Genomic DNA, 21,538 nt, shown 5'->3' with positions numbered 1-21,538 from the left:
GGATTACAGCGCCATCACATCCGTGACTGCGTCGGCAAAAGCTTGCGGCGCTTCTTGCGGCAAGTTGTGCCCGGCGTTGGTGATCTGTCGATGGACCCGTTTGCCGGTGAAGCGCGCGGCACTTGAGGAGCCGTCGTTGGCCGGGATCACGCCGTCGGTGATGCCATCCAGAGTCACGCTCGGCACGCTGATCGGTGGCAGCGCAGCCAGGCGTTTTTCGATCTCGGCGTAGGCCGGGAAGCCGTCGGCCAAGCCTAGGCGATGACGGTAGGAGTGAATTACCACATCGACATAATCCGGGTGATCGAAGGAGGCGGCCGTGCGTTCCAGAGTCGCATCGTCAAAGGCCCAGGTTGGCGAGTTGCGGGTCCAGATCACTTTGGCGATGCCGCGACGGTCGGCGGCCAGGCCGAGGCGGCCACGTTCGGTCTGGAAGTAATACTGGTACCACAGGCCGGATTCGACTTTGGCCGGAATCGGCGCGGTGGCGTGAGCGATGTCCTGGATCAGGTAACTGTTGACCGACACCAGTCCGGCGCAGCGCTCCGGCCACAATGCCGCGGCGACGCACGCGGCGCGTCCGCCCCAGTCGAAGCCGGCGAATACGGCTTTCTGGATTTTCAGTGCGTCCATCAGTGCGATCAAGTCAGCGCCGATCGCGCCCTGTTGCCCGGAGCGTGGTGTGGTGCTGTCAATAAACGTGGTGCTGCCATGGCCGCGCAGGTGCGGCACGATCACCCTATAGCCGCGTCCGGCGAGGATCGGCGCGACTTGCTCGAAACTCTGGATGCTGTAAGGGAAGCCGTGCATCAACAGCACCACAGGACCGTTTTTCGGCCCGGCCTCGTAGTAACCGATGTCGAGTACGCCGGCGCGGATCTGCTTGATCGGCGCCATCAGCTTGCCCGCGCCACCAGCGTTGAAGCTGTCGGCGGCCTGAGCCAGGTTGACGTTAAGCAAGTCACCGGCGGCAAGGCTGACGGCGCCAATCCCGGCGACCTGGAGAAACTGCCGGCGTTTGTTGTTGATGGTGTCGGACACGGGTTGACCCTCTACGTGGTTGGGCGAATCGGGAGCGGTGCAGCGCTCCCGTTCGTTCCCACAGTTGACCGCGTCGAGGTATCTGCTCTGTTTCAGAAAAGCCGCCAAGTTAAAGCGGATGTATCAAGCGGCGGCTGGTACACAGTGCGTTACACGGCCCTCAGGGCAGGGCCGGCGCGAGCTCCAGTTCGGCACATAAACCGCCACCCTCGCGGTTGCTCAGGTTCAGTTTGCCGCCCAAGGCCAGCGCCAATTGCTGGGCGATCGCCAGCCCGAGGCCGGTGCCGCCGGTGTTGCGGTTGCGCGAGTTTTCCACGCGGTAGAACGGCATGATCACCTGGGCCAGTTCTTGCTCGGCAATCCCCGGCCCGCGATCCATGACCTTGATCGAGCAGCCGCCGTCAGGCCGCACCACCATGTGCAACTCGGCGGCGCCGGCGAACTTCAAGGCGTTGTCGGTCAGGTTCACCAGCACCCGGCGCAAGGCGTGGGGGCGGGTGTCGATCACCGCCGGGCAAGCGCCTTCGAGTTGCACCTGTTTGCCCACGTCCTGATAGTCAAACACCAGGCTTTCGAGAAACGAGCCGAGGTCGATACGGCAACTGGCTTCAGTTGCGCCGTGCACGCTGCGGGCATAGGCCACGCCTTCGCGAACCAGGTGTTCGATCTCGCCAAGGTCATTGCACAGCTTATCCTTCTCGCTGGACTCGTCCATGAATTCGGCGCGCAGTTTCATGCGGGTGATCGGGGTTTGCAGGTCATGGGAAATCGCTGCCAGCAGCTGCATGCGCTCTTTGAGATAGGCGGCGATACGGTCCTGCATGGTGTTGAACGCCTTGGCCGCGTAGGCGACTTCGGTCGGGCCTTTTTCGTCAAGGTGCACGGTGTGGGTGTTGGGGTCGAGGTTGTCGACCGCGTTGGCCAATCGGGTCAACGGGCGAATCGCCGTGCGCACCGCCAGCCAGGTGCACAGCAACAGCAAGCTCAGTTGCACCATCAGCACCAGCGGCAGCCAGGTCGAGAGCGGCATCACCGAGGGGCGCACGTCGATGGTCAACGGGCTGCCATCGGCCAGTTTCAGTTGTGCCTGATAGTGCGGCCGCGCGTCTTGGATGCGGGTATAGGTGGGCGAATAGGATTGACCGACGGCATCCTCGATGGACAGTACCGCGTTAGGCGCGTCCTTGAGATCGACCGGCGTGCCGGGCAAGCCTTCGCCCAGCAGGTAGCGGTAGGTGCGTCGTTCGAAACGCGGCACCCAGTCGGCGCGTTCGGCGGCCGGCAGTCGATCGAGCACCGACACGGCAATCGCCACGTCGTTTTCCAGATTACCCATCAACATGGCTTCGGCGCTTTGGTAGCGCTCGTAGAACTGCACGCCAAACGACAGGCCGTGGGCGACGATCAGGCCGACCAGGAAAATCAGCGACAACCGCGAGGCCAGTGTGCGTGGCCACAGTCTGGACAAAGTCATGAGTCGGCGCCGAGCAGTTCCACTGGATAAGAGAACACGTAGCCTTCGCTGCGCACGGTCTTGATGTAGGTCGATTCCCGCGAGTCATCGAGCAGGCGCTGGCGCAAACGGCTGACCAGCAAGTCGATGGAGCGATCGAACAGATCGGCGTCGCGGCCCTGGGTCAGGTTGAGCAATTGATCGCGGCTGAGCACCCGTTGCGGATGGTCGAGAAACACCCGCAGCAAGCGGTATTCGGCGCCGCTCAGCGCCACCAGCGTGTCGTCTTCGTCGAGTAAGTGGCGGGCGGTGGTGTCGAGGCGCCAGCGGCCAAACTTCAGCAGCCGACCGCTTTCGCTGATCAGCAGGTTGGGCGGCAGCATCCGCGTGCGGCGCAGCACGGCGTTGATCCGCGCCAGCAGTTCGCGGGCGGCAAAGGGTTTGGTGAGGTAATCGTCGGCGCCCATTTCCAGGCCGATGATGCGGTCGGTTTCATCGTTGCGCGCGGTGAGCATCAGAATCGGCGTGGCCTTGTGTTTACCAGCGCGCAGTTCGCGGCACAACAACAGCCCGTCGTCGCCTGGCATCATGATGTCCAGCACGATCAGGTCGACGGTGTTGGCTTCGAGAAAGCTGCGCATTTGTCGGCCATCGGCGACCACCGTGGTGCGCAGGCCGTTTTTTTTCAGGTAATTGCCGACCAGCTCCCGGATTTCGCGATCGTCATCGACGATCAGAATGTGGTTCACGTGTTCCATCGTTCAACCCTCTTTTTATTCGCGCGTGGCGCATTCTAGGGAGCAGTGGGAAGCCTGCCTGCGAGCCTTTGTATCTCTTTGTATCTAAACCCAATCTTGATACATGCGTATACAGAACCATAGTATCGGGTAGGGCTTTGTACCGAAACGTATCCAGCCCCCATGCCGATACCTTATGCCTAAATAACCCGTGTTTTACGACACAGCCCAGATACCTCGAGGGCATTTAATGGGTTCCATCGAGACAAGACAACTTGGCTCACCCGCAAACCATTAAACCCTGAGGATCACACCATGAACGTTAAAACCCTGATCGCCGCCAGCCTGTTCGCCGTCGCCAACGTCGCTGCGCTGTCCGCCCAGGCTGCGCCCCGTGCCGACATCCACAAGGTTATCTCCATCGTTGAAGCCAAGGGCGATGGTTGCGGGGTGATTGATGCGCGCATGACTTACCTGGATTCCAAGGGGCAGCAGCAAGTGCTGGATTACAGCAAGTTTGGTGATGACTGCCAGGAAGGTAGCTGATCACGAGCCTGGAACCAGGCTGATTGAACGCAATCGAGTGACGCAGTGCGTCACTCGAGTTTTTTTGCGCGGGCCGTTGGCGCTAAGCGACGACGCGGTAGCACGGCACATACGCCGCGCCGCCGGGCAGTTTCATCCGGTGCTGGGCGACGAAGGCTTTGAGCAACTGATCCAGCGGCTGCATGATCGCGGCGTCGCCGTGGATCTGGTACGGGCCGTGTTGTTCGATCAGGCGAATGCCCTTGTCCTTGACGTTGCCGGCGACGATGCCGGAAAACGCCCGGCGCAGATTGGCCGCCAGTTCGTGGGGAGGCAGGCTGCGGCTGAGCTTGAGATTGGCCATGTTTTCGTGGGTTGGATCGAATGGGCGCTGGAAGCCTTCGTCGATTTTCAGCAGCCAGTTGAAGTGGAAGGCGTCGTTGCGTTCGCGGCGGAACTGCTTGACCTGCTTCAAGCCCTGGGTCATTTCCCGCGCTACTTCCGCCGGGTCATCGATGATGATCTGGTAGTGCTGCTTGGCGGCTTCGCCGAGGGTCGCGCCGACGAAGGCGTCGAGTTGCTCCAGGTACGGCGCGGCGCTGCGTGGCCCGGTGAGGATGACCGGGAAGGGCAGGCCAGCGTTATCCGGGTGCATCAGAATGCCCAGCAGGTAGAGGAACTCTTCGGCGGTGCCGGCGCCGCCGGGGAAAATAATGATGCCGTGACCGACGCGGACAAAGGCTTCCAGGCGTTTTTCAATGTCCGGCAGGATCACCAGTTCATTGACGATCGGGTTCGGCGCTTCGGCGGCGATGATTCCCGGCTCGGTCAGGCCCAAATACCGGCCACTGGTGATGCGTTGCTTGGCGTGGGAGATGGTCGCGCCTTTCATCGGCCCTTTCATCACGCCGGGACCGCAACCGGTGCACACATCGAGGCTGCGCAGGCCCAATTCATGCCCGACTTTCTTGGTGTACTGGTATTCCTCGGTGCTGATGGAGTGACCGCCCCAACACACAACAATCTTTGGCTCCACGCCCGGACGCAGGGTGCGGGCGTTGCGCAGCAGGTGGAAGACGTAGTCGCTGATGCCTTGCGAGCTGTCCAGGTCGATGCGCTGGCTGCCCAGTTCGTTTTCGGTGTAGACGATGTCGCGCAGGGCACTGAACAGCATTTCCCGGGTGCTGGCGATCATCTCGCCGTCGACGAAGGCGTCGGCCGGGGCGTTCAACAGTTCCAGGCGCACGCCGCGGTCTTGCTGGTGGATGCGGATTTCGAAGTCTTTATAGGCTTCGAGGATGGTCTTGGCGTTGTCAACATGGGCGCCGGTGTTGAGGATGGCCAGGGCGCATTGGCGGAAAAGGTCGTAGATGCTGCCGGAACCGGCTTCGCTCAGCTGCTGCACTTCGCGTTGGGAGAGGGTTTCCAGGCTGCCTTTGGGGCTGACGGAGGCGTTGATGACTTGACGTTGGATCATTCAGGTTTCCTTAAAACGATGCCCGGCAGGCTGATAAAAAAACCGTGGCATCCGAATAGTGTGCATCCAGTGCTGAAGATGGCATGAACCACGGCGGATCGCTATGTACTTGAGAGGATAGACGTTTTGGCAGGGTTCGGCGTTCCCCGCGCATTGTCGGAAAAGTCGACGCACATAGCCAAATCCGTCGGACAGGTGATAATGCCCGACGTTTTTTGCCCGCTCATTGAAGGAATACCGCGCCATGTTCGAGATCCGGCCGATCGACCCTCCCACTTATCGAAGCCAGACCCGACGCAGCACCCTGATCATTGCCGTGGTGTTCCTGGCTCTGGCGATGCTGTTGTCGTCGTTGGCGGTAATGCTGCTGGGCGAGCCTGGTGGCGATAATTTTCGCTTGAATGTCGCCGGCGTGGCCCTGGCGCTGGCAATCACCGCGGCGTTGCTGCGGGGGGCGTTCTGGTCGCAGCCGTGGATGGCGTCGGCGGTGTATGGCTGGCGGCTCAAGCGCAGCCTGATGCGCATCACCAATGTCATGCACCAGGTGACCGAAGGCGTGGCGCGCCACGATCCGACAGCGATGAAACTGTTGCGTTTCTATCATCTGGGGCTGAGCCAGATGCACGACCTGGATGGCAACTCCAGCGACCACAGCCAATTGCTGCGCGAGGCGGATCAGCACACCGAGAAGATGCAGGCGTCGGGGCTGGACATTGATCAACCGCGCCTGGACCGGCAATGGCTCGAGGACCTGAAGGCGAAAAACCGCTGAGGGGGATGGCGGGAAGGTCAGCCGGGCGCTGACGCGATGGCCCTGGAAGACGGCGCAATCATTCGCCGATTCCAGGCCTGCGGTTTAGCTCGTTACTCTTTGACGCTCATGTACTCTTCGGCCCACTGGATGTAATCCTCGGGCTGGGTGTAGGTGTGGGTCAGTTCGGTGGCGCTCAGGTCCGAGGCCTGGGTGAAGATCTGCCGCTGTTCGCGCAGTGCGTCATACGTGGCTTTGATCGCCGCGAAATAAGCGCCGTGGCCGTCGATGGTCACCCGCACACCCAGTTCCGCCAGGCGTTTGTCGTCGCGCAGCAGCGGGTTGCCGTAGGTCACCAGCATCAGCGGCACGGTCAGGTGCTCGGCGATTTGTTCCAGTTGTTCGAAGTCACGCACACCGACCATGCAGATACCGTCGGCGCCGACGCGCTCGTATTGCTGGGTGCGGCTGATGATTTCCTGGATCGGCAAGATGCCGGCGTTGGTCCGGGCAATAATCGCCAGCTCTGGATCGACCCGGGCTTCGAGGGCAGCGCGAATCTTGCCAACCCCTTCGGCGACGGAAATCAGGTCGGTCGATTTGCGCCCGAATTGCGCCGGCAGCAGGGTGTCTTCGATGGTCAGCGCGGCGACGCCGGCACGTTCCAGTTCGACCACGGTGCGCATCACGTTCAGGGCGTTACCGTAGCCGTGGTCGGCGTCGGCGATAAATGGCAATTGCGCGACGCGGCCGATGCGCGTGGCCTGTTCGGCGAATTCGCTGAGGGTGATCAGCGCAAAATCGGGGGCCGCCAGCACCTGCAGCGAAGCCACCGAGCCACCGAGAATCCCTACTTCAAAACCCAGGTCGGCGGCGATGCGCGCTGACATCGGGTCGAACACCGAGGCGGTGTGGTAGCAGGTATTGGAAGCGAGCAGTTGGCGGAAATTGCGGCGTAAATCTTGATGGGAAAGCCTGGTCATACGAACTCCACAAACAAATGGAAAGGCTTGAGCAAAGGTGTCAACGCCGAGAAGAGCGAAAGGCTATCACGCTGCCCGGTAAAAGATGATGACGTTTTATTGTGCAAAGTCACCGAACTCGGCACGCATCTGACCGTTGGATTTGGTCTGATGTAGCAATTTGTCCGCCTGTTCGACGGAGCTGGGCGTGGTTGCCGGTTCTTGGGTACATATCGGTTGCTGCGGTCGTACTTGGTTCCTGTGGGAGCTGGCTTGCCAGCGATGGCGTCGGGTCGGGTGATGGATTTGGTTGGTGTACATATCCGTTGCTGCGGTAACGGCTGCTAACGGTTCCGCTCTTACAGCGGGTCACTTTTTCAAACGCCAAAAAGTAACCAAAAGGCTGCCCCTGACGTACGGCCCCTCGCTGGGGCTCGGGGTCCCTTCGCTCCGGCATTCATCCGGGGGCATCGCCCTCCGGTTGGCTTCGCTGGCACCTACATGCGATGAGTTCGACTGCGTCGAACGGCGCTGCGCGCCAATCCCCGGATGAACACCTCCACTCAGCCTCCCGACGGGGCGGGTGGATCAAAAGCAAGATCAAAAGCGAGGCAAGCTGACACTCGACTTGATGGTGTACGCAATTATTGCGGACACCTCCGCCCCCTGTGGGAGCTGGCTTGCCAGCGATGACGGCCTCCCAGCCAACCAATCACTAAAAGATGTAGCCCGCTCGCGAAGACAAACTTCCAGCCGCCGCCTGACTCAAGCTATTTCCCAGCCCCCAAATCTTCTGCACATTTATTCAAGCCTTTTGCCGAACAGGCTGGCACAGTCAGGAAAATTTCAGGATTGAAGGGTGTTATGGCGAGTTCTCTTTTGCCGCGCAGTGCTTTTTTGCGCGGGGCGGTGGCGATTATGCCGTTGTCGTTGGCGACGGCGCCTTGGGGGTTGTTGGCGGGGTCGATGGCGATTGAGGCCAATTTGACGCCACTGCAGGCTCAGGGGTTGTCGGGGATTGTGTTTGCCGGCGCGGCGCAATTGGTGGCGATCGGCATGTTGAAGGGTGGGGCGGGGATTTTTTCGATTTTGTTGACCACTTTGCTGCTGACTTCCCAGCATTTGTTGTACGGCATGAGCATGCGCTCGGTGATTGCACCATTGCCGGGCCGGTGGCGGGTGGGGTTGGGTTTTTTGCTGACCGATGAATTGTTCGCCCTCACCAGCCAGCACGACCGCCAGCAGTTCAACCGCTGGTACGCCTTGGGCGTCGGGCTGACGTTTTACGTTGCGTGGAATCTGTTCACCCTGGCCGGGATTGTGTTGGGGCGCAGTATTCCGGGGCTGGAGCACCTGGGGCTGGATTTTTCGATTGCCGCGACCTTTATCGCCCTGATCACGCCGGTGGTGCGCAATGTGCCGACGGTGGTCTGCGTGGCGGTGTCGCTGTTTTGCTCGGTGTTGTTCAGCTATTGGCAGTGGGGCTCGGCGCTGGTGGTGTCGGGGTTGGCGGGGATGACCGCAGGCTTTATCTGCAACAAGTTCTATCGGGGGCAAGCATGATGGTCTGGGCGGTGATTGTCGGCATGGGCCTGCTGGTGTTTCTCAACCGCTACGTGTTTCTCGAGCCGCGCTTGCCGTTGCGCCTGAGCAGCAACGCGCGGCAGTTCCTTGGTTTTGCAGTGCCGGGCATGCTTACGGCGATTTGTGGGCCGATCATTTTTCTGCCGGACAAACAGCTCAATCTGCAGTGGGACAATCCCTATCTGCTCAGCGCTCTGGTGGCGGTCGGGCTGGTGCTCTACACCCGCAGTACATTGCTGAGCATGTTATTGAGCATGGGGTTTTTCTTTGTGCTGCAGGCCTGGCTGTAGCGGCGGCGGATGAAAGGCGGCACCGTCCGTCTGGTGGCCCGTGCCAAGCGGGTTTGTGGCGGTCGTAGTCAGTAGAAGATCGAAAATGTTCGATTGTGTTCGCTGAGGTACGCCGCCATGACCACCCCCGACGAGTTCAGATTCCACGCCCATGAGCTCATTCTGGAGCTGGATGCCGCGACGACGGAAATGATGAAATTGATCTCCGCCCACCAGATGAGCGGGCCGGAATGGGACAGCGCTACGCGCTTGCAACACGAGGCTTACGAGCGCTGGATGAGTTACCTGCAACAGACCGAAACCAAGGCGCCACGGCGTTGATCTATGCTCAAGACAAGGCTGGTATTTCCCCGCGCCCGATGGAGGTGAGCATGTCCAGAGACCCGCAACATAAGGATCCACGCACGCCTGATGCGCCGACGACCGAGGAAGATGTCGAGCACCAGGAGCCGCCTCAGACCTGGAAGCATCCCGACGACGGCAAGAGCCTGTCGGACCGCGACGAAGAGCGGCCGCTGAAGCCCTGAAGCGCAACCGGATGTGCGGCCCTTCGCGAAGGGTCGCACAGGTGTATGGTTGAGTCCGTAGGCGATTGATCTCAAGCGAATGGAGGTGACCATGAGCATGGCGATGATGACCAAAATGCACATGAACGGCTATGACGTAATCAACGTAAACAACGGCCCGTGGCGGGTCTGCACCCAGAATGACCGGCTCGCGTCGTTCAGTTCAAAGGAGCAGGCGCTGGCTTTTGCGGCGGCACTGCCAGGTTACAAGCCCCGCAAAAAACCTCAGGCCAAAGCGCACGACCGAGCCTGATCGCGACTGTGCAGTGGTGAGCCCCGACCCGTCGGGGCTTTTTGCTGCGTGGGTTTCAGGGCTGATCCGCGCGCATCACCTCGCTGTGCGGTTCAATCAACTCCGGGCCCTGGTTGCGCACATTGCCCACCGCCCGCGCGACTTTGAACCATTCGAACGCCTGGGACGATTCGCCCTGCAGCAGGGCCATTTGCTCGGCGCGAGCCATGGGCGTTGCCGGGTCGAGCCATTCCCGCGCCAGGTCCGGCGACAGCACCACCGGCCGGCGATCGTGCAAGTCGACCATGCCGCCCTCGGCGTCGGCGGTGATGATGACGAAACCATCGTGCTCACTGGCGGCACGTTCATCCGAGGGAAACTGGCCGATCGCCGCGCAGAGGATCGGTGCCTGGTCGCGGCGGCGGATCAGCCAGGGTTGTTTGGTGGCGCCGGCGTCCGCTGTCCATTCGTACCAACTGTCCACCGGCACAATCGCCCGGTGCGGCCAGATCGCCCGGAAGAACGGACCATGGGCAACTTTCTCGACCCGCGCGTTGATAGGCGCGGCGCGGTCCTTGGCCCAATGTGGCCGCCAGCCCCAGCGCACGGCGTGGACATGCAGCCGATGCTCCGCCTGGTGCAGCAGGGCCAGTTGCTGGGTGGGCGCGGCGTTGTAGCGCGCCGGCAACTGGCCGGCGGTGTGGTCGACCCAGGCGTCGGGAATGCTCAGGGTGGCGACGAAATCATGGATGCCCCGATATTGCGTCAAACGTCCACACATGACTTGCCCCCTCCGCTGATGAATTGAGCTTAGTCGAGTGGGGCGTCGGGGTTATTTTTCGGCGCGCGAGCGGCAGAGGGTGCATCGTCGCGGCGCAACCGTCATGATTCGCACCCGTTGTTCGAATCGGATTTCGTTTATTTCCATGAAGCTTATTGTCAGGGCGCTTGCCGCCATCGCCCTAGCGGTCGGGTTGCTCGGCTGCATCGCCGCACCGATCGAAATGACCCCGCAGACCGAGCAGCGCTTGCGCACGCAAGCGCCGATCCGGTTTCTGCTGACGTTTGACGATGGCCCCAGTGCGTCGAGCTTCTATAACCCCAGTTTGCGCATCCTCAAAGGTTTGGCCAGCAACCCGGTGCAACCGGACCTGAAAGCGGTGTTTTTCGTCCAGACTCGCGCGCCTCGGGCCGGCGGCAGCGAGATTGGCAAGGGCGTGATGGCCTTGGAACACCGGACGGGGCACGTGCTCGGCTTTCATACCGCGACGCCGTGGCACACTAACCACCGGTCGCTGGATGATGCACAACTGGAACAGGCACTGAGCAACGGCACGGCCGATATCCAGGCGATTACCGGCGCTGCGCCGACCCTGGTGCGGCCGCCCTTCTGGAATTACGACCAGCGAACCTTCGCCGGGTATCAGCGCCATGGCTTGAAGGTGTTGTTGACCGATGTGAGCGCCAACGACGGCAAGATTTGGGGTTTCAATGGCAGCCCCCGGCGCCGCGCCAACATGCAGCGGCAAGTCTCGGAAGTGCGAGAACGCATCGCCCGGGGCGAATTGCCCACGGTGGACGGGGTGATCCCGGTGGTGGTGACGTTCCATGACCTCAACCGCTACACCTCATGGCACACCGAGGAATACCTGCAAATCCTCCTCGACAGCGCCCGGGAAAATGGCCTGGCGGTCAGCGCCAAACCGTTTTACGACGACACTGCCGAACTGCAACGTGCCGCCCTGGCTCGCACCGTTGAGCGCAGTGGCCAAGCCGAACACTTGCCGGGTTTTTGGGGGTGGTGGTGGGGCGGAAATTCGCGGTGAGGCAGTGGAGCGGGATGTTGCCAGTGCCGCCGTCTTCGCGGGCAAACCCGCTCCCACGGGGATTGTTGGTGTTGGCGACAATTGCTGTGCACTGCAAATCCTGTGGGAGCTGGCTTGCGAGCGATGGCGTACTGGCAAGCGACACATCCCTTTTGCCAGGGCCGCCGTCTTCGCGAGCAGGCTCGCTCCCACAGGGGATCTTCCGTGTTGGCAGTGAGTGCTGATACCCACAAGGGGCTGATGTCTGGCACGGCGGAGTGCTACAGTCGGTTTTTTTCCTTGAGGACGCTTCATGCGCAATGTTATCGGGGCGTTTGCAGCCCTGTTGCTCGCAGGGTGCTCGGTGCCCAGCTCGTTGGTTCCCGGTGAGCCGAACTACAGCAAAATCTCGCCCAAGCCACCCAAGGAGTACGCCGCGTGCGTGTTGCCGGCCTGGCAAAAAGAAGTCCCCAAGACGACCCAGACCGGCATTTCCAATGGCTACCGGATCAACGCGCCGAGCCTGGTGACCGCCGATGAGGTGCTGGAAATCACCAAGTTCAAGAGCGGCAGCCGCATCTCCCTCTACGAAGGCCCGCCCTGGGCCAAATCCGGTGACTTGCGCAAAATCGTCCGCGATTGCCTCTAGCCATTTCACCCGAGCATTTCGCGCAGGCGATACCAAAACATCCCCAGTGCCAACAATGGCGAGCGCAAGGCCTTGCCGCCCGGAAAGGTCATGTGCGGCACGGCGCTGAACACGTCCAGGCCCTGGCTATGGCCAGCGTGGATGGCTTCGCCGAGTAACCTGGCGCACCAATGGGTAACGTTGAGCCCATGGCCCGAGTAGCCCTGAGCATAGAAAACGTTTGGATGCTGGCTCAGGCGCCCGACCTGCGGAAAGCGATTGGCGCTGATGCCGATCTTGCCGCCCCATTGAAAGTCGATGCGCGTCTCGGCCAGTTGCGGGAACACCTTGAGCATTTTTGGCCGCATGTACGAGGCGATGTCTGCCGGGTCGCGCCCCGAGTAATGGCAGGCGCCACCGAACAGCAGGCGCCGATCGGCGCTGAGTCGGTAGTAATCGAGGCCGACTTTCTGGTCACACAGCGCCAGGTTCTGCGGGATCAGGCGCTGCGCCAGGTCCGGCGCCAGCGGTTCGGTGGCGATGATGTAACTGCCCGCCGGCAGCACCTTGCCACTGAGCTGGGGTTCGAGTTCTTCCAGATGCGCGTTGCACGCCAGCACCAACTGATCGGCGCGCACATTACCGCCGGCGCAGCGTACTTGCACCGTGTCGCCGTGAATCAGCTGCAGCACCGGGCTCTGCTCGAAGATTCGCACCCCCAGTGCCTCGGCGACCTGCGCTTCGCCGAGCACCAGGTTGAGCGGATGCAAGTGCCCGGAACCCATGTCGATCAGGCCCCCAGCGTAAACGTTGGACGCCACCACTTGTGCCATTTCGTGCGGGCCGACCAGATGGGTCTGCGGGCCATAACCCAGTTGCTGCAGATGCGCTTGCTCGTCACGGAACGCAGCGAACTGCGCCGCGGTATTGGCCAGTTCGCAGAAGCCCCAGCGCAGGTCGCAGTCGATGCCGTGCTGGCGAATGCGTTCGCCCACCAGCTCCACCGACTCGATGCCGGCGCGCTCCATGTAGCGCACGCCGTCGGCGCCGACGTAGCGGGCAAACCCGGAAACGTCATGGCCGATGCCGCGAATCAGTTGCCCGCCGTTGCGCCCGCTGGCGCCCCAGCCGATGCGCCGCGCTTCCAGCAGCACCACCGAGAGCCCGCGCTGGGCCAGTTCGATGGCGGTGTTGACGCCGGTGAAACCGCCGCCAATCACGCAGACATCGGCCACCAGATCACTGCCCAACACCGGCCGTTCGGGCATGGTATGCGCCGTGGCGGCGTAGTAAGAGCGCGCGTGAGCGGCGCTCGTTTGTGGATTCACCGCGTTCATTTGTTGGACTTCACTTTGCTCCAGGAGCGGGTCATCACACGCATGATCGCCGGGCTCGGGGTGGTGGAAATGTACAGTTTGTCGAGCACTTCCTGCGGCGGGTACACCTCAGGGTTGTTCACCAGTTCCGCGTCCATGAACTCCTTGGCGGGCGGGTTCGGATTGGCATAGCCGACCGTGGCGCTGACCTTGGCGATCACCTGCGGGTCAAGCAGGTCATTAATAAAGGCGTGCGCCTCCTTGGTATTGCCGGCATCAGCGGGAATCGCCAGCAGGTCGAACCACAGGTTGCTGCCTTCCTTGGGAATGGCATACGCAATGTTCACGCCGTTCTTGGCTTCCTTGGCGCGATTGGCGGCCTGGAACACATCGCCCGAGTAACCGAACGCAACGCAGATCTCACCGTTGGCCAGGTCGGAGACGTATTTGGAGGAATGGAAATAAGTGATGTACGGGCGAATCTGCAGCAGCCGGGCCTCGGCCTTTTTGTAGTCCTCGGGGTTCTCGCTGCGCGGGTCCATGCCCAGGTAGTTGAGGATCGCCGGGAAAATCTCGTCCGGCGAATCCATCATCGACACGCCGCACTGGCTGAGTTTCTTCAGGTTCTCTGGCTCGAACAACACCGCCCAGGAGTCGACTTTGTCGATGCCCAGCACTTGCTTGACCTTGTCGACGTTATAGCCGATGCCGTTGGTGCCCCACAGGTACGGCACCGAGTGCGCGTTGCCCGGATCGTTTTTTTCCAACAGGGCCAGCAGTTTCGGGTCGAGGTTTTTCCAGTTGGGCAGTTGCGCCCGGTCCAGTTTGAGGAACGCGCCGGCCTTCACCTGGCGGGCGAGGAAGTGGTTGGACGGCACCACCACGTCATACCCGGTGCGACCGGCGAGCAACTTGCCCTCGAGAGTTTCGTTGGAATCGAAGACGTCATAGATCACCTTGATCCCGGTCTTCGCCTGGAAGTCGGCGAGGGTGGTTTCACCGATGTAATCGGTCCAGTTGTAGACACTGACCTTGGATTCAGCCTGCGCGCCGGCGCTGCACAGGGTGGCGAGGGTCAGCGGGATCAGGGATTTCAATAGACGCATGTCGATACCTCGTGGATGGGTTGAAGTTTTACTGCTCTGGAGGCCGTCTTCGCGAGCAGGTTGCTGCGTTCAAATGTAGGAGCGAGCCTGCTCGCGAAAACGCCCGCTCGAACAGCGAAAATCTCAGACACTCAACAACAAAAACTCGCGCTCCCAGGAGCTGATCACGCGCTTGAAGTTTTCATGCTCGGCGCGTTTGACCGCGACGTAGCCGCGGACGAATTTGCTGCCCAGGTAGCGTTCGATGGTCGGGCAGTCTTCCATGTGCGCCAGGGCATCTTCGAGGGTGATCGGCAGGCGCAGATTACGTCGTTCGTAGGCGCGGCCCTGAACCGGCGCGCTCGGTTCGATGCGTTCGATCATCCCCAGGTAACCGCACAACAGACTCGCGGCAATCGCCAAATACGGGTTGGCGTCGGCGCCGGGCAAGCGGTTTTCCACGCGCATCGCATCGCTGCTGGCAGTGGGCACGCGCAAGCCGACGGTGCGGTTTTCCTCGCCCCATTCGACGTTCACCGGGGCCGAGGTATCCGGCAGGAAGCGGCGGAACGAGTTGACGTTGGGCGCGAACATCGGCAGCAATTTCGGGATGTATTTCTGCAAGCCACCGATGTGGTGCAGGAACAGTTCGCTCATGCTGCCGTCGCTGTTGGCGAAAATCGGCCGGCCGCTGGCGATGTCGACCACGCTCTGGTGCAGATGCATGGCGCTGCCGGGCTCATCGCCAATCGGCTTGGCCATGAAGGTTGCCGTGACGTTGTGCTTGAGCGCCGCCTCGCGCAGGGTGCGCTTGAATACGGTGATCTGGTCAGCCAGATCCAGCGCATCGCCGTGGCGGAAATTGATTTCCATCTGCGCCGGGCCGTCTTCGTGGATCAGCGTATCGAGGTCCAGGCCTTGGGCCTCGCACCAGTCGTAGACGTCTTCAAACAACGGATCGAATTCGTTGGCGGCGTCGATCGAAAACGACTGCCGGCCGCTTTCCGCACGGCCCGAACGGCCCAGCGGTGCCTTGAGCGGCAGGTCCGGGTCTTCGCAGCGCTGGGTCAGGTAGAACTCCATTTCCGGCGCGACGATCGGCCGCCATCCTTTGTCGGCGTACAGTTGCAGGACTTTTTTCAGCACGTTGCGCGGCGACAGTTCAATCGGGTTGCCGAGTTTGTCGAAGGTGTCGTGGATGACAATCGCGGTCGGTTCGATCGCCCACGGCACCAGGTACATGCCGGCCGGATCGGGGCGGCAGACCATGTCGATGTCGGCCGGGTCGAGCAAATCGTAGTAGATGTCGTCGTCGACAAAATCCCCGGTTACCGTTTGCAGCAGCACACTTTCCGGCAGGCGCATGCCTCGCTCATGCAGGAACTTGTTGGTCGGGGCAATTTTGCCTCGGGCGATGCCGGTCAGGTCGCTGACCACGCACTCTACTTCGGTAATCTTGTGATCTTTCAGCCATGAATACAGCTGATCGAAAGGGGCATTCATAAAAACCTCGTGATGGATGGCGCCGGGATCTGCGGTTGCCTCCCTGGCAGGCTTTCCCTGTGGCGCGTTGGCGATTATCTTGGTCGAGCCTCGACGTTCCATCTATCCACTTTGAGCAGCACCAAAACGCACCAAACGAGTGCGTAAGGTCACCCCATGACAGCGTCCAATCCGCTTCAGGTTCAAGCGTTCAACACCTTCGATGTGGCGGAACAGATCCGTGCCACCCCAGGCTGGACCCAGCATTACCAGCAAATGTCCCCCGGGCATTTCACCGGGCTGGTGCGCTATCTGGACCTGCAAGGCGTGGAGATTTACGAGGAGTGCATGAACACCCGGGTCGAGCAGAATTTCAGCGCGCCGCCGGGTTCACTGGCGTTTTGTTTTGATCGCAGTGACAACGCGCTGTACGTGTTGAACGGCGAAAGCCGCAACATCTGGATCACCCCGGAAAATTATCAAGAGATCGCCGTGGTGTTCGGTCCGGACTTCGTCCAGGGCCAGGGGCTGGGAGGCGAACAACTCGACGGTTTGTTCATGGCGCCGCTCAATTGCCAGCAGAACGCGTTGTTCAGCCGTTGGCTCAGCGGCACCCTGACGCGCCTGGCGCAGACCATCGACCCGCCGAGCCGCGAAGCACTGACCCAGCAGTTACTCGACGATTGCCTGTACGTCCTCGATAACGCTTGCGTCTGCCTCGACCGCGGTGCCCTGCAGCGGCGCAGTGATGAGCGCGCAATCATGAAGCGGGTAGGGGAATGGGCGGCGGACGCGCCGGAAGAAACCCTGAATGTGTTGGAGTTGGCGCACGTGGCAGGGGTGTCGTTGCGCCAGTTGCAGCAGGCGTTCAAGGCCTACACTGGCATGGCGCCGGCGCAGTGGTTGCGCTTGCGGCGACTCAACAGTGCCCGCCGAGAATTGCTCAGCCGCGATGCCCACGAAACCACGGTGGCGGAAGTGGCGATGCACTGGTCGTTTTGGCATCTGGGGCGGTTTTCCAGCAGCTACCGTGCGCTGTTCCAGGAATTACCGAGCGAAACGCTCAAGCGCAATGTGGTTCGCCGCAGTCGTTAACGGTCAAAGGCGCCGCTGGAAGGCTTTGACGATACGCACCGTGGCCTCGCTGACGTTCAGATTGGCCACCGATTCCAACGGGTGCCAGATGCAATCGATGATCTCGTTGTGCGGATGGACGCGGTCAACGTCGATCACCGAGGCTTCGAACACATGGTGCTCGGTATCCCCGGCGGTCAATGCCATGAGGTACAGCACCTGATCGACAACCAACCCGGTTTCCTCCCACAACTCTCGTTCGGCCGCCGCCGCGTGGCTTTCACCGCGCTCGACTTTGCCACCGGGCAGCGTCCACCGGCATTTCGGTTTGCGCACCAGCAGGATATGCCGGTCTTGCTCGCAAATGACGGTGGCTCGAATTTTCATTGGGTCGCTCAACGTGGGCTTGTCATGGTTTTGTCACTAAACGTACATAAAAGTGCAATATTCAGGCCGTTTCGCGGGTTAGCTAGCCACTCCAAGGTTGATGACATTCTAAAAAGTGTGGTTATTGAATCAGTTATAGACGTAATTAACCGAACGGGTAACGAATTTCTTGTTACGTTCCTACCCATTCAGTTAAGATCGCCCCGCGTTCACCACCACGGTTTATGCATTTTTAAATCCCAAGCTTCCATCAGCTGCTTGGGATTTTTTTTTGCCTGCTTTTTTTATAGGCAATAAAAAACCCGGCTGATCAGGCCGGGTTTTCGATGTCATGTTGCGTTAAGAGCCCCACTGCGAGCGTAGTTTGTCCTGCAGACTTTTGAATACTTCGTCCAGCGACGGCAGGCTTTTTTTCGAATCCTGCGGCGGCTGGGTGTCGACCCCGGCGAGAATCTCCGCGAGGTTGTGGAAGTGCCCGCCGTCCTTTTTCGTCGTCGATGACGTGTCAGAACCCGGCGCCAGTACGGTCAGCGCTGCTTCCAGCATCTGGTGCTGTTTCAGCCATTCCGGGGCGGCTTTTTCTTCCGGGCTCATGCCGTCGAGGAATTTCAGCGCCGCGCGGGCCCGACCGATCGGATCGTTGGCGTAGGGATCCTTGTAGTTCTTTTCCTGATCCGCCGGGCCGCTGTAGTGGCCGGTGGCGAGTTGTTCCTGCTGACGCATCAGTGCGTTGGCCGAGGCCTGCTCGTCGGCGGTGAACAAACCGTCCTTGTTGGTGGCCACTGCGTACAGCGAGCGACGGTCGAGATCACCCATCAAAGCGTTGCGGTCTTCCTCGCTGCCGGCGTAAGGCTTGCCGCCGTCCTTCATCAGCGCGTATTTCTCGTCCATGCGTTTGCGCGCATCGGTCGCCACTTCGGAGAAGGTCTTGTCCTTGGAGCTGGACACCGCGCCCGGCTGGCTGACGCCCAGTGCCAGCGCATCGGCGTTCATCCCCGCGCGCACCGGGAAATACAGGCCATTGCCCGACACCGCGCTGCTGTAGCTGCTGGAGGTGTTCGACAACTTGACCGTGTCCGAAGCCTGGGACGTGTCGCTGGCCTGATCGGCGTCCGTCGCGACCGCGGACTTGTCGGTGGTGCTGGTGCGCTCGTTGGCGACCTTGCCGTAAGTGGTCGCTGCCGTGCTGAATGAAGAGACACCGATGCTCATCGCGCTTCCTTATTGTGTCGAGTCGTCCGCTGAGGGATCGTCGCTGGGCATGCTAACGGTCCGCTGTGGGCGAGTCTATATACATAGGTATGACGCCGTGCCCAGGTTCTCGGGGCAATGGCCTATCGTGGGGTATCGGCTGGCGGCAGCGTTTCTTGATGCAGCGCGCGCCGATTCACCGGCGCAAAAAAACCGCTGCACCCCGGCAGGGTGACAGCGGTGTGTGACAGCCGGGTTTACTGACGATCAGGCAGGGCGTAGGCAATCACGTAGTCACCGCGATCCGCTGATTGCCGCGCGCCGCCAGCGGTAATGACGATGTATTGCTTGCCGGTTTTCGGCGAAACAAAGGTCATCGGTCCGCCCTGACTGCCCACCGGCAGACGGGCCTTCCAGACTTCTTTGCCGTTGGCTGAGTTGAAGGCGCGCAGGTAGTAATCCTGGGTGCCGGCGATAAAGAGCAAACCGCCCTGGGTCGACAATGTGCCGCCGAGGGTCGGCATGCCGATCGGCAGGGGCAGGTGCATTTTGATCCCCAGCGGACCGGTGTCCTGCACGGTGCCGACCGGCACTTGCCAGGCGATTTTCTGGCTCTTCATGTCGATGGCGGTGAGCGTGCCGAACGGCGGCGCCTGGCACGGGATGCCGGCAATCGACAGGAAGCGGTTTTTGTTCACCGCATACGGTGTGCCTTTGAGCGGTACCGCGCCCATGCCGGTGTTCAGCGCTTCACCGCCGGCCGAGGCCTGGGCGTCTTTCTGCTGCGGCACCATTTGAATCCACAGGCCAAGGCGCATGTCGTTGACGAAGATAAAACCGTGCACCGGGTCGGTCGACAGGCTGCCCCAATTCATCCCGCCCAGCGAACCGGGAAAGCTCAGCGACACGTCGGTGCCCGGCGCGGTGTACAAGCCGTCATAGCGCATCTGCTTGAACGAGATCCGGCACAACAACTGGTCGAACGGCGTGGCCCCCCACATGTCCGATTCGCGCAAATGCTGCGCGCCGATCTGCGGCATGCCGACGGATTTTGGCTGGGTCAGCGAGTAGGGTTCGTTGGGGATGTCCGAAGCCTTGACCGGTACTTCTTCGACCTTGGTCAGCGGCTGGCCGGTGGCGCGGTCGAGGACGAAAATCTGCCCGGCCTTGGTGCCGATCACCACGGCCGGCACGCTGCGCCCGTCGGGGACGGTGAAGTCGATCAGGCTCGGCTGCATCGGCAGGTCGAAGTCCCACAGGTCGTTGTGCACCGTTTGGTAAACCCACTTTTCCGCGCCGGTCGTGGCGTTGAGCGCCAGCACCGAGGCGCCGTATTTGTGGTTCAGTGCGGTGCGTTCGACGCCGTAGATGTCGGTGGAGGAACTGCCCATCGGCAGGAAAATCGTGTTCATCACCGGGTCGTAAGACATCGGCGCCCAACTGTTCGGCGTGCTGCGCACGTAGGTGCGGTCCGTGGCCGGGGCTTGTGTGTTTTCTGGGTTGCCAGGGTCGAAGGCCCAGCGCATGGCGCCGGTCATCACATCAAAACCGCGAATCACGCCGCCGGGCATGTCGGCCTGGACGTTATCGGCGACGCGCCCGCCGACCACCACGGTGGTGCCGGCCATCAGCGGTGCCGAGGACAGTTGATAGTAGGAGTCCGGCACGTTGCCCAGGCCGGCCTTCAAATCGACCTGGCCGTTGTCACCGAAGCCTTGGCAGAAGGCGCCAGTGTCGGCATCCACTGCGATCAGTCGGGCATCGATGGTGTTGGTCAGCAAGCGGCGCTGGCAGTTGGCGCCTGCCGGCAGGGCCACGGGCAGGGCCGGGGTGTTGCCGTCGCCGGATTGGGCGAGCGGGGCGCTAGCATCAAAGTAGGCCAGCCCACGGCAGCGCTGCCAGACCTTGCTCTGGGCGTCGATGGAATTTTTCCACAACTGTTTGCCGGTGTCGGCATCGAGGGCGATCAGGTTGTTGTGTGGGGTGCAGATAAACACCTTGTCGCCGACTTGCAGCGGGGTCATCTGGTCTTCGGCACCGTTGCCGTCGCTGATCGCCACGTCGCCGGTGTGGTAGATCCAGGCGGGTTGCAACTGGTCGACGTTGCTGCGGTTGATCTGGTCCAGCGCGGCAAAGCGGCTGCCACCTTCGTCGTTTCCGTAGTGCGCCCAGTTTTTCTGCGCCTTGGCCGGGTCGACTTGAGTCAGGCCCGGTCCGTTGCCGGTCGGTGCCACCGAGGGGTGCGGCACGAACATGCCCGCCGCTGCGGCAACAATGCCGAGCGCCAGCACGCCACTCAGCACGTAACCCGCGCGACCGCCGGCCAGGCCATTGGCCCGGCGCAGGCTTGGGTAGGCCAGCGCCACCAACATGCTCAATACGCCGAAAGCGAACAGGCGCGAGACCAGTGGCCAGAAATGCAGCCCGGCATCCGCCAGCGCCCAGATCACCGTCAACAGCATCACGACCGCGAACAGCCCGGCACCGAGCAAATGGCGGCGGCCAAGCAACAGCGCGGAGGCCATCAGCCCGAGCCCTGCAAGCAGGAAATACCAACTGCCGCCCAACGTAACGAGGTACGCGCCGCCCGCCGCGAACAGCAATCCAAAAATCAAAACGCCCAGCGCCGCCAACCAAATGGGCCAGCGGCGCACGTTCGCCGTCGTTCGAGAATCAGTCATGTCTCATGTTCCAGATATGTAACTATTTAGTTAGTACACAACAATACCAAAAAAAGCCCCGGCCGCGACAGGCTCGTCGTCCGGGGCAATGGGAGAACAGTCTTGTGTGGCCAGTAACAATGCCCGGCGCGGTTAGCTGCTAATCCTTGTGCGAGCCTGCTCGCGAAGGCGTCCAGTCAGGCAACATTGATTTTGCAGGTGCCGGCCTCTTCGTCGGAACGCCGCCCGGAACCGGCGGGCTCCCACAGGAGAAGTGCGTACAACTCGAAAC

General features: G+C 61.4%; 22 protein-coding genes. 10 read left to right on the top strand and 12 right to left on the bottom strand.

Annotation, left to right across the window (positions count from 1 at the left end; translation table 11 throughout):
• Positions 1 to 3 precede the first annotated feature (3 nt).
• The 3 genes from RG836_RS22670 to RG836_RS22660 all read right to left on the bottom strand — a co-directional run bounded on the left by RG836_RS22670 (position 4) and on the right by RG836_RS22660 (position 3,252).
• On the bottom strand, positions 4 to 1,041 hold the full coding sequence (locus tag RG836_RS22670) for an alpha/beta fold hydrolase (RefSeq protein ID WP_310849751.1): 1,038 nt from the start codon (positions 1,039 to 1,041) through the stop codon (positions 4 to 6).
• A 160-nt stretch (positions 1,042 to 1,201) separates the two neighbouring features.
• Positions 1,202 to 2,515 carry a sensor histidine kinase gene (locus RG836_RS22665; protein ID WP_310849749.1) on the bottom strand — a complete coding sequence of 438 codons (1,314 nt, stop codon included), beginning with the start codon at positions 2,513 to 2,515 and terminating at the stop codon, positions 1,202 to 1,204.
• Entirely contained in the window at positions 2,512 to 3,252 is a 741-nt protein-coding gene (locus tag RG836_RS22660; protein WP_310849748.1) for a response regulator, read from the bottom strand. Before RG836_RS22660 ends, RG836_RS22665 begins: the two co-directional genes overlap by 4 nt.
• Before the next feature lie 294 nt (positions 3,253 to 3,546).
• Here RG836_RS22660 and RG836_RS22655 point away from each other — a divergent pair, with 294 nt between their 5' ends.
• Positions 3,547 to 3,777 (top strand): DUF2790 domain-containing protein, encoded by a 231-nt coding sequence (locus tag RG836_RS22655; protein ID WP_310849746.1) that lies wholly within the window; start codon positions 3,547 to 3,549, stop codon positions 3,775 to 3,777.
• Positions 3,778 to 3,859: 82 nt separating this feature from the next.
• Here RG836_RS22655 and ppnN read toward each other — a convergent pair whose 3' ends face one another.
• Positions 3,860 to 5,233: a nucleotide 5'-monophosphate nucleosidase PpnN gene (gene ppnN / locus RG836_RS22650; RefSeq protein WP_310849744.1), complete on the bottom strand. Its 1,374-nt coding sequence runs from the start codon at positions 5,231 to 5,233 to the stop codon at positions 3,860 to 3,862.
• Between the two features lie 244 nt (positions 5,234 to 5,477).
• Here ppnN and RG836_RS22645 point away from each other — a divergent pair, with 244 nt between their 5' ends.
• The gene (locus tag RG836_RS22645; protein WP_310849742.1) at positions 5,478 to 6,005 is read left to right on the top strand and encodes a DUF3087 family protein; all 528 of its coding nucleotides are present in this window, start codon (positions 5,478 to 5,480) and stop codon (positions 6,003 to 6,005) included.
• 92 nt (positions 6,006 to 6,097) lie between these two features.
• Here RG836_RS22645 and RG836_RS22640 read toward each other — a convergent pair whose 3' ends face one another.
• Positions 6,098 to 6,967: an isocitrate lyase/PEP mutase family protein gene (locus RG836_RS22640; RefSeq protein ID WP_310849741.1), complete on the bottom strand. Its 870-nt coding sequence runs from the start codon at positions 6,965 to 6,967 to the stop codon at positions 6,098 to 6,100.
• Between the two features lie 843 nt (positions 6,968 to 7,810).
• Between RG836_RS22640 and RG836_RS22635 the strand changes: the two genes are divergently transcribed.
• From RG836_RS22635 to RG836_RS22615, 5 genes are all read left to right on the top strand, one after another.
• On the top strand, positions 7,811 to 8,509 hold the full coding sequence (locus RG836_RS22635; RefSeq protein WP_310849739.1) for an AzlC family ABC transporter permease: 699 nt from the start codon (positions 7,811 to 7,813) through the stop codon (positions 8,507 to 8,509).
• Positions 8,506 to 8,820 carry an AzlD domain-containing protein gene (locus RG836_RS22630; RefSeq protein WP_310849737.1) on the top strand — a complete coding sequence of 105 codons (315 nt, stop codon included), beginning with the start codon at positions 8,506 to 8,508 and terminating at the stop codon, positions 8,818 to 8,820. Before RG836_RS22635 ends, RG836_RS22630 begins: the two co-directional genes overlap by 4 nt.
• A 117-nt stretch (positions 8,821 to 8,937) precedes the next feature.
• Positions 8,938 to 9,141, top strand: a complete 204-nt coding sequence (locus RG836_RS22625; protein WP_310849735.1) for a hypothetical protein — start codon at positions 8,938 to 8,940, stop codon at positions 9,139 to 9,141.
• A gap of 50 nt (positions 9,142 to 9,191) precedes the next feature.
• A complete protein-coding gene (locus RG836_RS22620; RefSeq protein ID WP_310849733.1) occupies positions 9,192 to 9,347 on the top strand; it encodes a hypothetical protein in 156 nt (51 codons plus the stop codon).
• Between the two features lie 91 nt (positions 9,348 to 9,438).
• Positions 9,439 to 9,639: a DUF2188 domain-containing protein gene (locus RG836_RS22615; protein WP_310849732.1), complete on the top strand. Its 201-nt coding sequence runs from the start codon at positions 9,439 to 9,441 to the stop codon at positions 9,637 to 9,639.
• A gap of 55 nt (positions 9,640 to 9,694) precedes the next feature.
• On the opposite strand, the gene RG836_RS22610 is transcribed toward RG836_RS22615, so the two are convergent.
• The gene (locus tag RG836_RS22610) at positions 9,695 to 10,399 is read right to left on the bottom strand and encodes an SOS response-associated peptidase (RefSeq protein ID WP_310849730.1); all 705 of its coding nucleotides are present in this window, start codon (positions 10,397 to 10,399) and stop codon (positions 9,695 to 9,697) included.
• Between the two features lie 145 nt (positions 10,400 to 10,544).
• Here RG836_RS22610 and RG836_RS22605 point away from each other — a divergent pair, with 145 nt between their 5' ends.
• Positions 10,545 to 11,444 (top strand): polysaccharide deacetylase family protein, encoded by a 900-nt coding sequence (locus RG836_RS22605; protein WP_310849729.1) that lies wholly within the window; start codon positions 10,545 to 10,547, stop codon positions 11,442 to 11,444.
• Positions 11,445 to 11,736: 292 nt separating this feature from the next.
• Positions 11,737 to 12,072 (top strand): hypothetical protein, encoded by a 336-nt coding sequence (locus tag RG836_RS22600; protein ID WP_310849728.1) that lies wholly within the window; start codon positions 11,737 to 11,739, stop codon positions 12,070 to 12,072.
• A gap of 5 nt (positions 12,073 to 12,077) precedes the next feature.
• Here RG836_RS22600 and RG836_RS22595 read toward each other — a convergent pair whose 3' ends face one another.
• The 3 genes from RG836_RS22595 to RG836_RS22585 form a co-directional block, all read right to left on the bottom strand.
• Positions 12,078 to 13,319, bottom strand: a complete 1,242-nt coding sequence (locus RG836_RS22595; protein WP_409078105.1) for an NAD(P)/FAD-dependent oxidoreductase — start codon at positions 13,317 to 13,319, stop codon at positions 12,078 to 12,080.
• Between the two features lie 65 nt (positions 13,320 to 13,384).
• Entirely contained in the window at positions 13,385 to 14,473 is a 1,089-nt protein-coding gene (locus RG836_RS22590; RefSeq protein WP_310849725.1) for a polyamine ABC transporter substrate-binding protein, read from the bottom strand.
• A gap of 123 nt (positions 14,474 to 14,596) precedes the next feature.
• Complete coding sequence (locus RG836_RS22585; RefSeq protein WP_310849723.1) at positions 14,597 to 15,955, bottom strand: glutamine synthetase family protein; 1,359 nt, start codon at positions 15,953 to 15,955, stop codon at positions 14,597 to 14,599.
• 156 nt (positions 15,956 to 16,111) lie between these two features.
• On the opposite strand from RG836_RS22585, the gene RG836_RS22580 reads away from it, so the two are divergent.
• Positions 16,112 to 17,029, top strand: coding sequence for a helix-turn-helix domain-containing protein (locus RG836_RS22580; protein WP_310849722.1), 918 nt, complete (start codon positions 16,112 to 16,114; stop codon positions 17,027 to 17,029).
• 3 nt (positions 17,030 to 17,032) lie between these two features.
• On the opposite strand, the gene RG836_RS22575 is transcribed toward RG836_RS22580, so the two are convergent.
• The 3 genes from RG836_RS22575 to RG836_RS22565 form a co-directional block, all read right to left on the bottom strand.
• A complete protein-coding gene (locus RG836_RS22575; RefSeq protein ID WP_310849720.1) occupies positions 17,033 to 17,395 on the bottom strand; it encodes an NUDIX hydrolase in 363 nt (120 codons plus the stop codon).
• Between the two features lie 339 nt (positions 17,396 to 17,734).
• A complete protein-coding gene (locus RG836_RS22570) occupies positions 17,735 to 18,607 on the bottom strand; it encodes a hypothetical protein (RefSeq protein WP_310849719.1) in 873 nt (290 codons plus the stop codon).
• A 236-nt stretch (positions 18,608 to 18,843) separates the two neighbouring features.
• Positions 18,844 to 21,267 (bottom strand): glucose/quinate/shikimate family membrane-bound PQQ-dependent dehydrogenase, encoded by a 2,424-nt coding sequence (locus RG836_RS22565; protein ID WP_310849717.1) that lies wholly within the window; start codon positions 21,265 to 21,267, stop codon positions 18,844 to 18,846.
• Positions 21,268 to 21,538 lie beyond the last annotated feature (271 nt).

The sequence above is a fragment of the Pseudomonas rhizozeae genome, assembly GCF_031583775.1.
Classification (GTDB): domain Bacteria; phylum Pseudomonadota; class Gammaproteobacteria; order Pseudomonadales; family Pseudomonadaceae; genus Aquipseudomonas.
Note: the sequence above shows the minus strand (reverse complement) of the source record. Positions and strands in the feature narration are given on the sequence as shown.

Excerpts from the sequence above, each read along its gene's own strand:
- RG836_RS22665 (WP_310849749.1), bottom strand. The coding sequence starts at position 2,515 with ATGACTTTGTCCAGACTGTGGCCACGCACACTGGCCTCGCGGTTGTCG.
- RG836_RS22660 (WP_310849748.1), bottom strand. The coding sequence starts at position 3,252 with ATGGAACACGTGAACCACATTCTGATCGTCGATGACGATCGCGAAATC.
- RG836_RS22655 (WP_310849746.1), top strand. The coding sequence starts at position 3,547 with ATGAACGTTAAAACCCTGATCGCCGCCAGCCTGTTCGCCGTCGCCAAC.
- ppnN (WP_310849744.1), bottom strand. The coding sequence starts at position 5,233 with ATGATCCAACGTCAAGTCATCAACGCCTCCGTCAGCCCCAAAGGCAGC.
- RG836_RS22645 (WP_310849742.1), top strand. The coding sequence starts at position 5,478 with ATGTTCGAGATCCGGCCGATCGACCCTCCCACTTATCGAAGCCAGACC.
- RG836_RS22640 (WP_310849741.1), bottom strand. The coding sequence starts at position 6,967 with ATGACCAGGCTTTCCCATCAAGATTTACGCCGCAATTTCCGCCAACTG.
- RG836_RS22635 (WP_310849739.1), top strand. The coding sequence starts at position 7,811 with ATGGCGAGTTCTCTTTTGCCGCGCAGTGCTTTTTTGCGCGGGGCGGTG.
- RG836_RS22630 (WP_310849737.1), top strand. The coding sequence starts at position 8,506 with ATGATGGTCTGGGCGGTGATTGTCGGCATGGGCCTGCTGGTGTTTCTC.
- RG836_RS22625 (WP_310849735.1), top strand. The coding sequence starts at position 8,938 with ATGACCACCCCCGACGAGTTCAGATTCCACGCCCATGAGCTCATTCTG.
- RG836_RS22620 (WP_310849733.1), top strand. The coding sequence starts at position 9,192 with ATGTCCAGAGACCCGCAACATAAGGATCCACGCACGCCTGATGCGCCG.
- RG836_RS22615 (WP_310849732.1), top strand. The coding sequence starts at position 9,439 with ATGAGCATGGCGATGATGACCAAAATGCACATGAACGGCTATGACGTA.
- RG836_RS22610 (WP_310849730.1), bottom strand. The coding sequence starts at position 10,399 with ATGTGTGGACGTTTGACGCAATATCGGGGCATCCATGATTTCGTCGCC.
- RG836_RS22605 (WP_310849729.1), top strand. The coding sequence starts at position 10,545 with ATGAAGCTTATTGTCAGGGCGCTTGCCGCCATCGCCCTAGCGGTCGGG.
- RG836_RS22600 (WP_310849728.1), top strand. The coding sequence starts at position 11,737 with ATGCGCAATGTTATCGGGGCGTTTGCAGCCCTGTTGCTCGCAGGGTGC.
- RG836_RS22595 (WP_409078105.1), bottom strand. The coding sequence starts at position 13,319 with ATGCCCGAACGGCCGGTGTTGGGCAGTGATCTGGTGGCCGATGTCTGC.
- RG836_RS22590 (WP_310849725.1), bottom strand. The coding sequence starts at position 14,473 with ATGCGTCTATTGAAATCCCTGATCCCGCTGACCCTCGCCACCCTGTGC.
- RG836_RS22585 (WP_310849723.1), bottom strand. The coding sequence starts at position 15,955 with ATGAATGCCCCTTTCGATCAGCTGTATTCATGGCTGAAAGATCACAAG.
- RG836_RS22580 (WP_310849722.1), top strand. The coding sequence starts at position 16,112 with ATGACAGCGTCCAATCCGCTTCAGGTTCAAGCGTTCAACACCTTCGAT.
- RG836_RS22575 (WP_310849720.1), bottom strand. The coding sequence starts at position 17,395 with ATGAAAATTCGAGCCACCGTCATTTGCGAGCAAGACCGGCATATCCTG.
- RG836_RS22570 (WP_310849719.1), bottom strand. The coding sequence starts at position 18,607 with ATGAGCATCGGTGTCTCTTCATTCAGCACGGCAGCGACCACTTACGGC.
- RG836_RS22565 (WP_310849717.1), bottom strand. The coding sequence starts at position 21,267 with ATGACTGATTCTCGAACGACGGCGAACGTGCGCCGCTGGCCCATTTGG.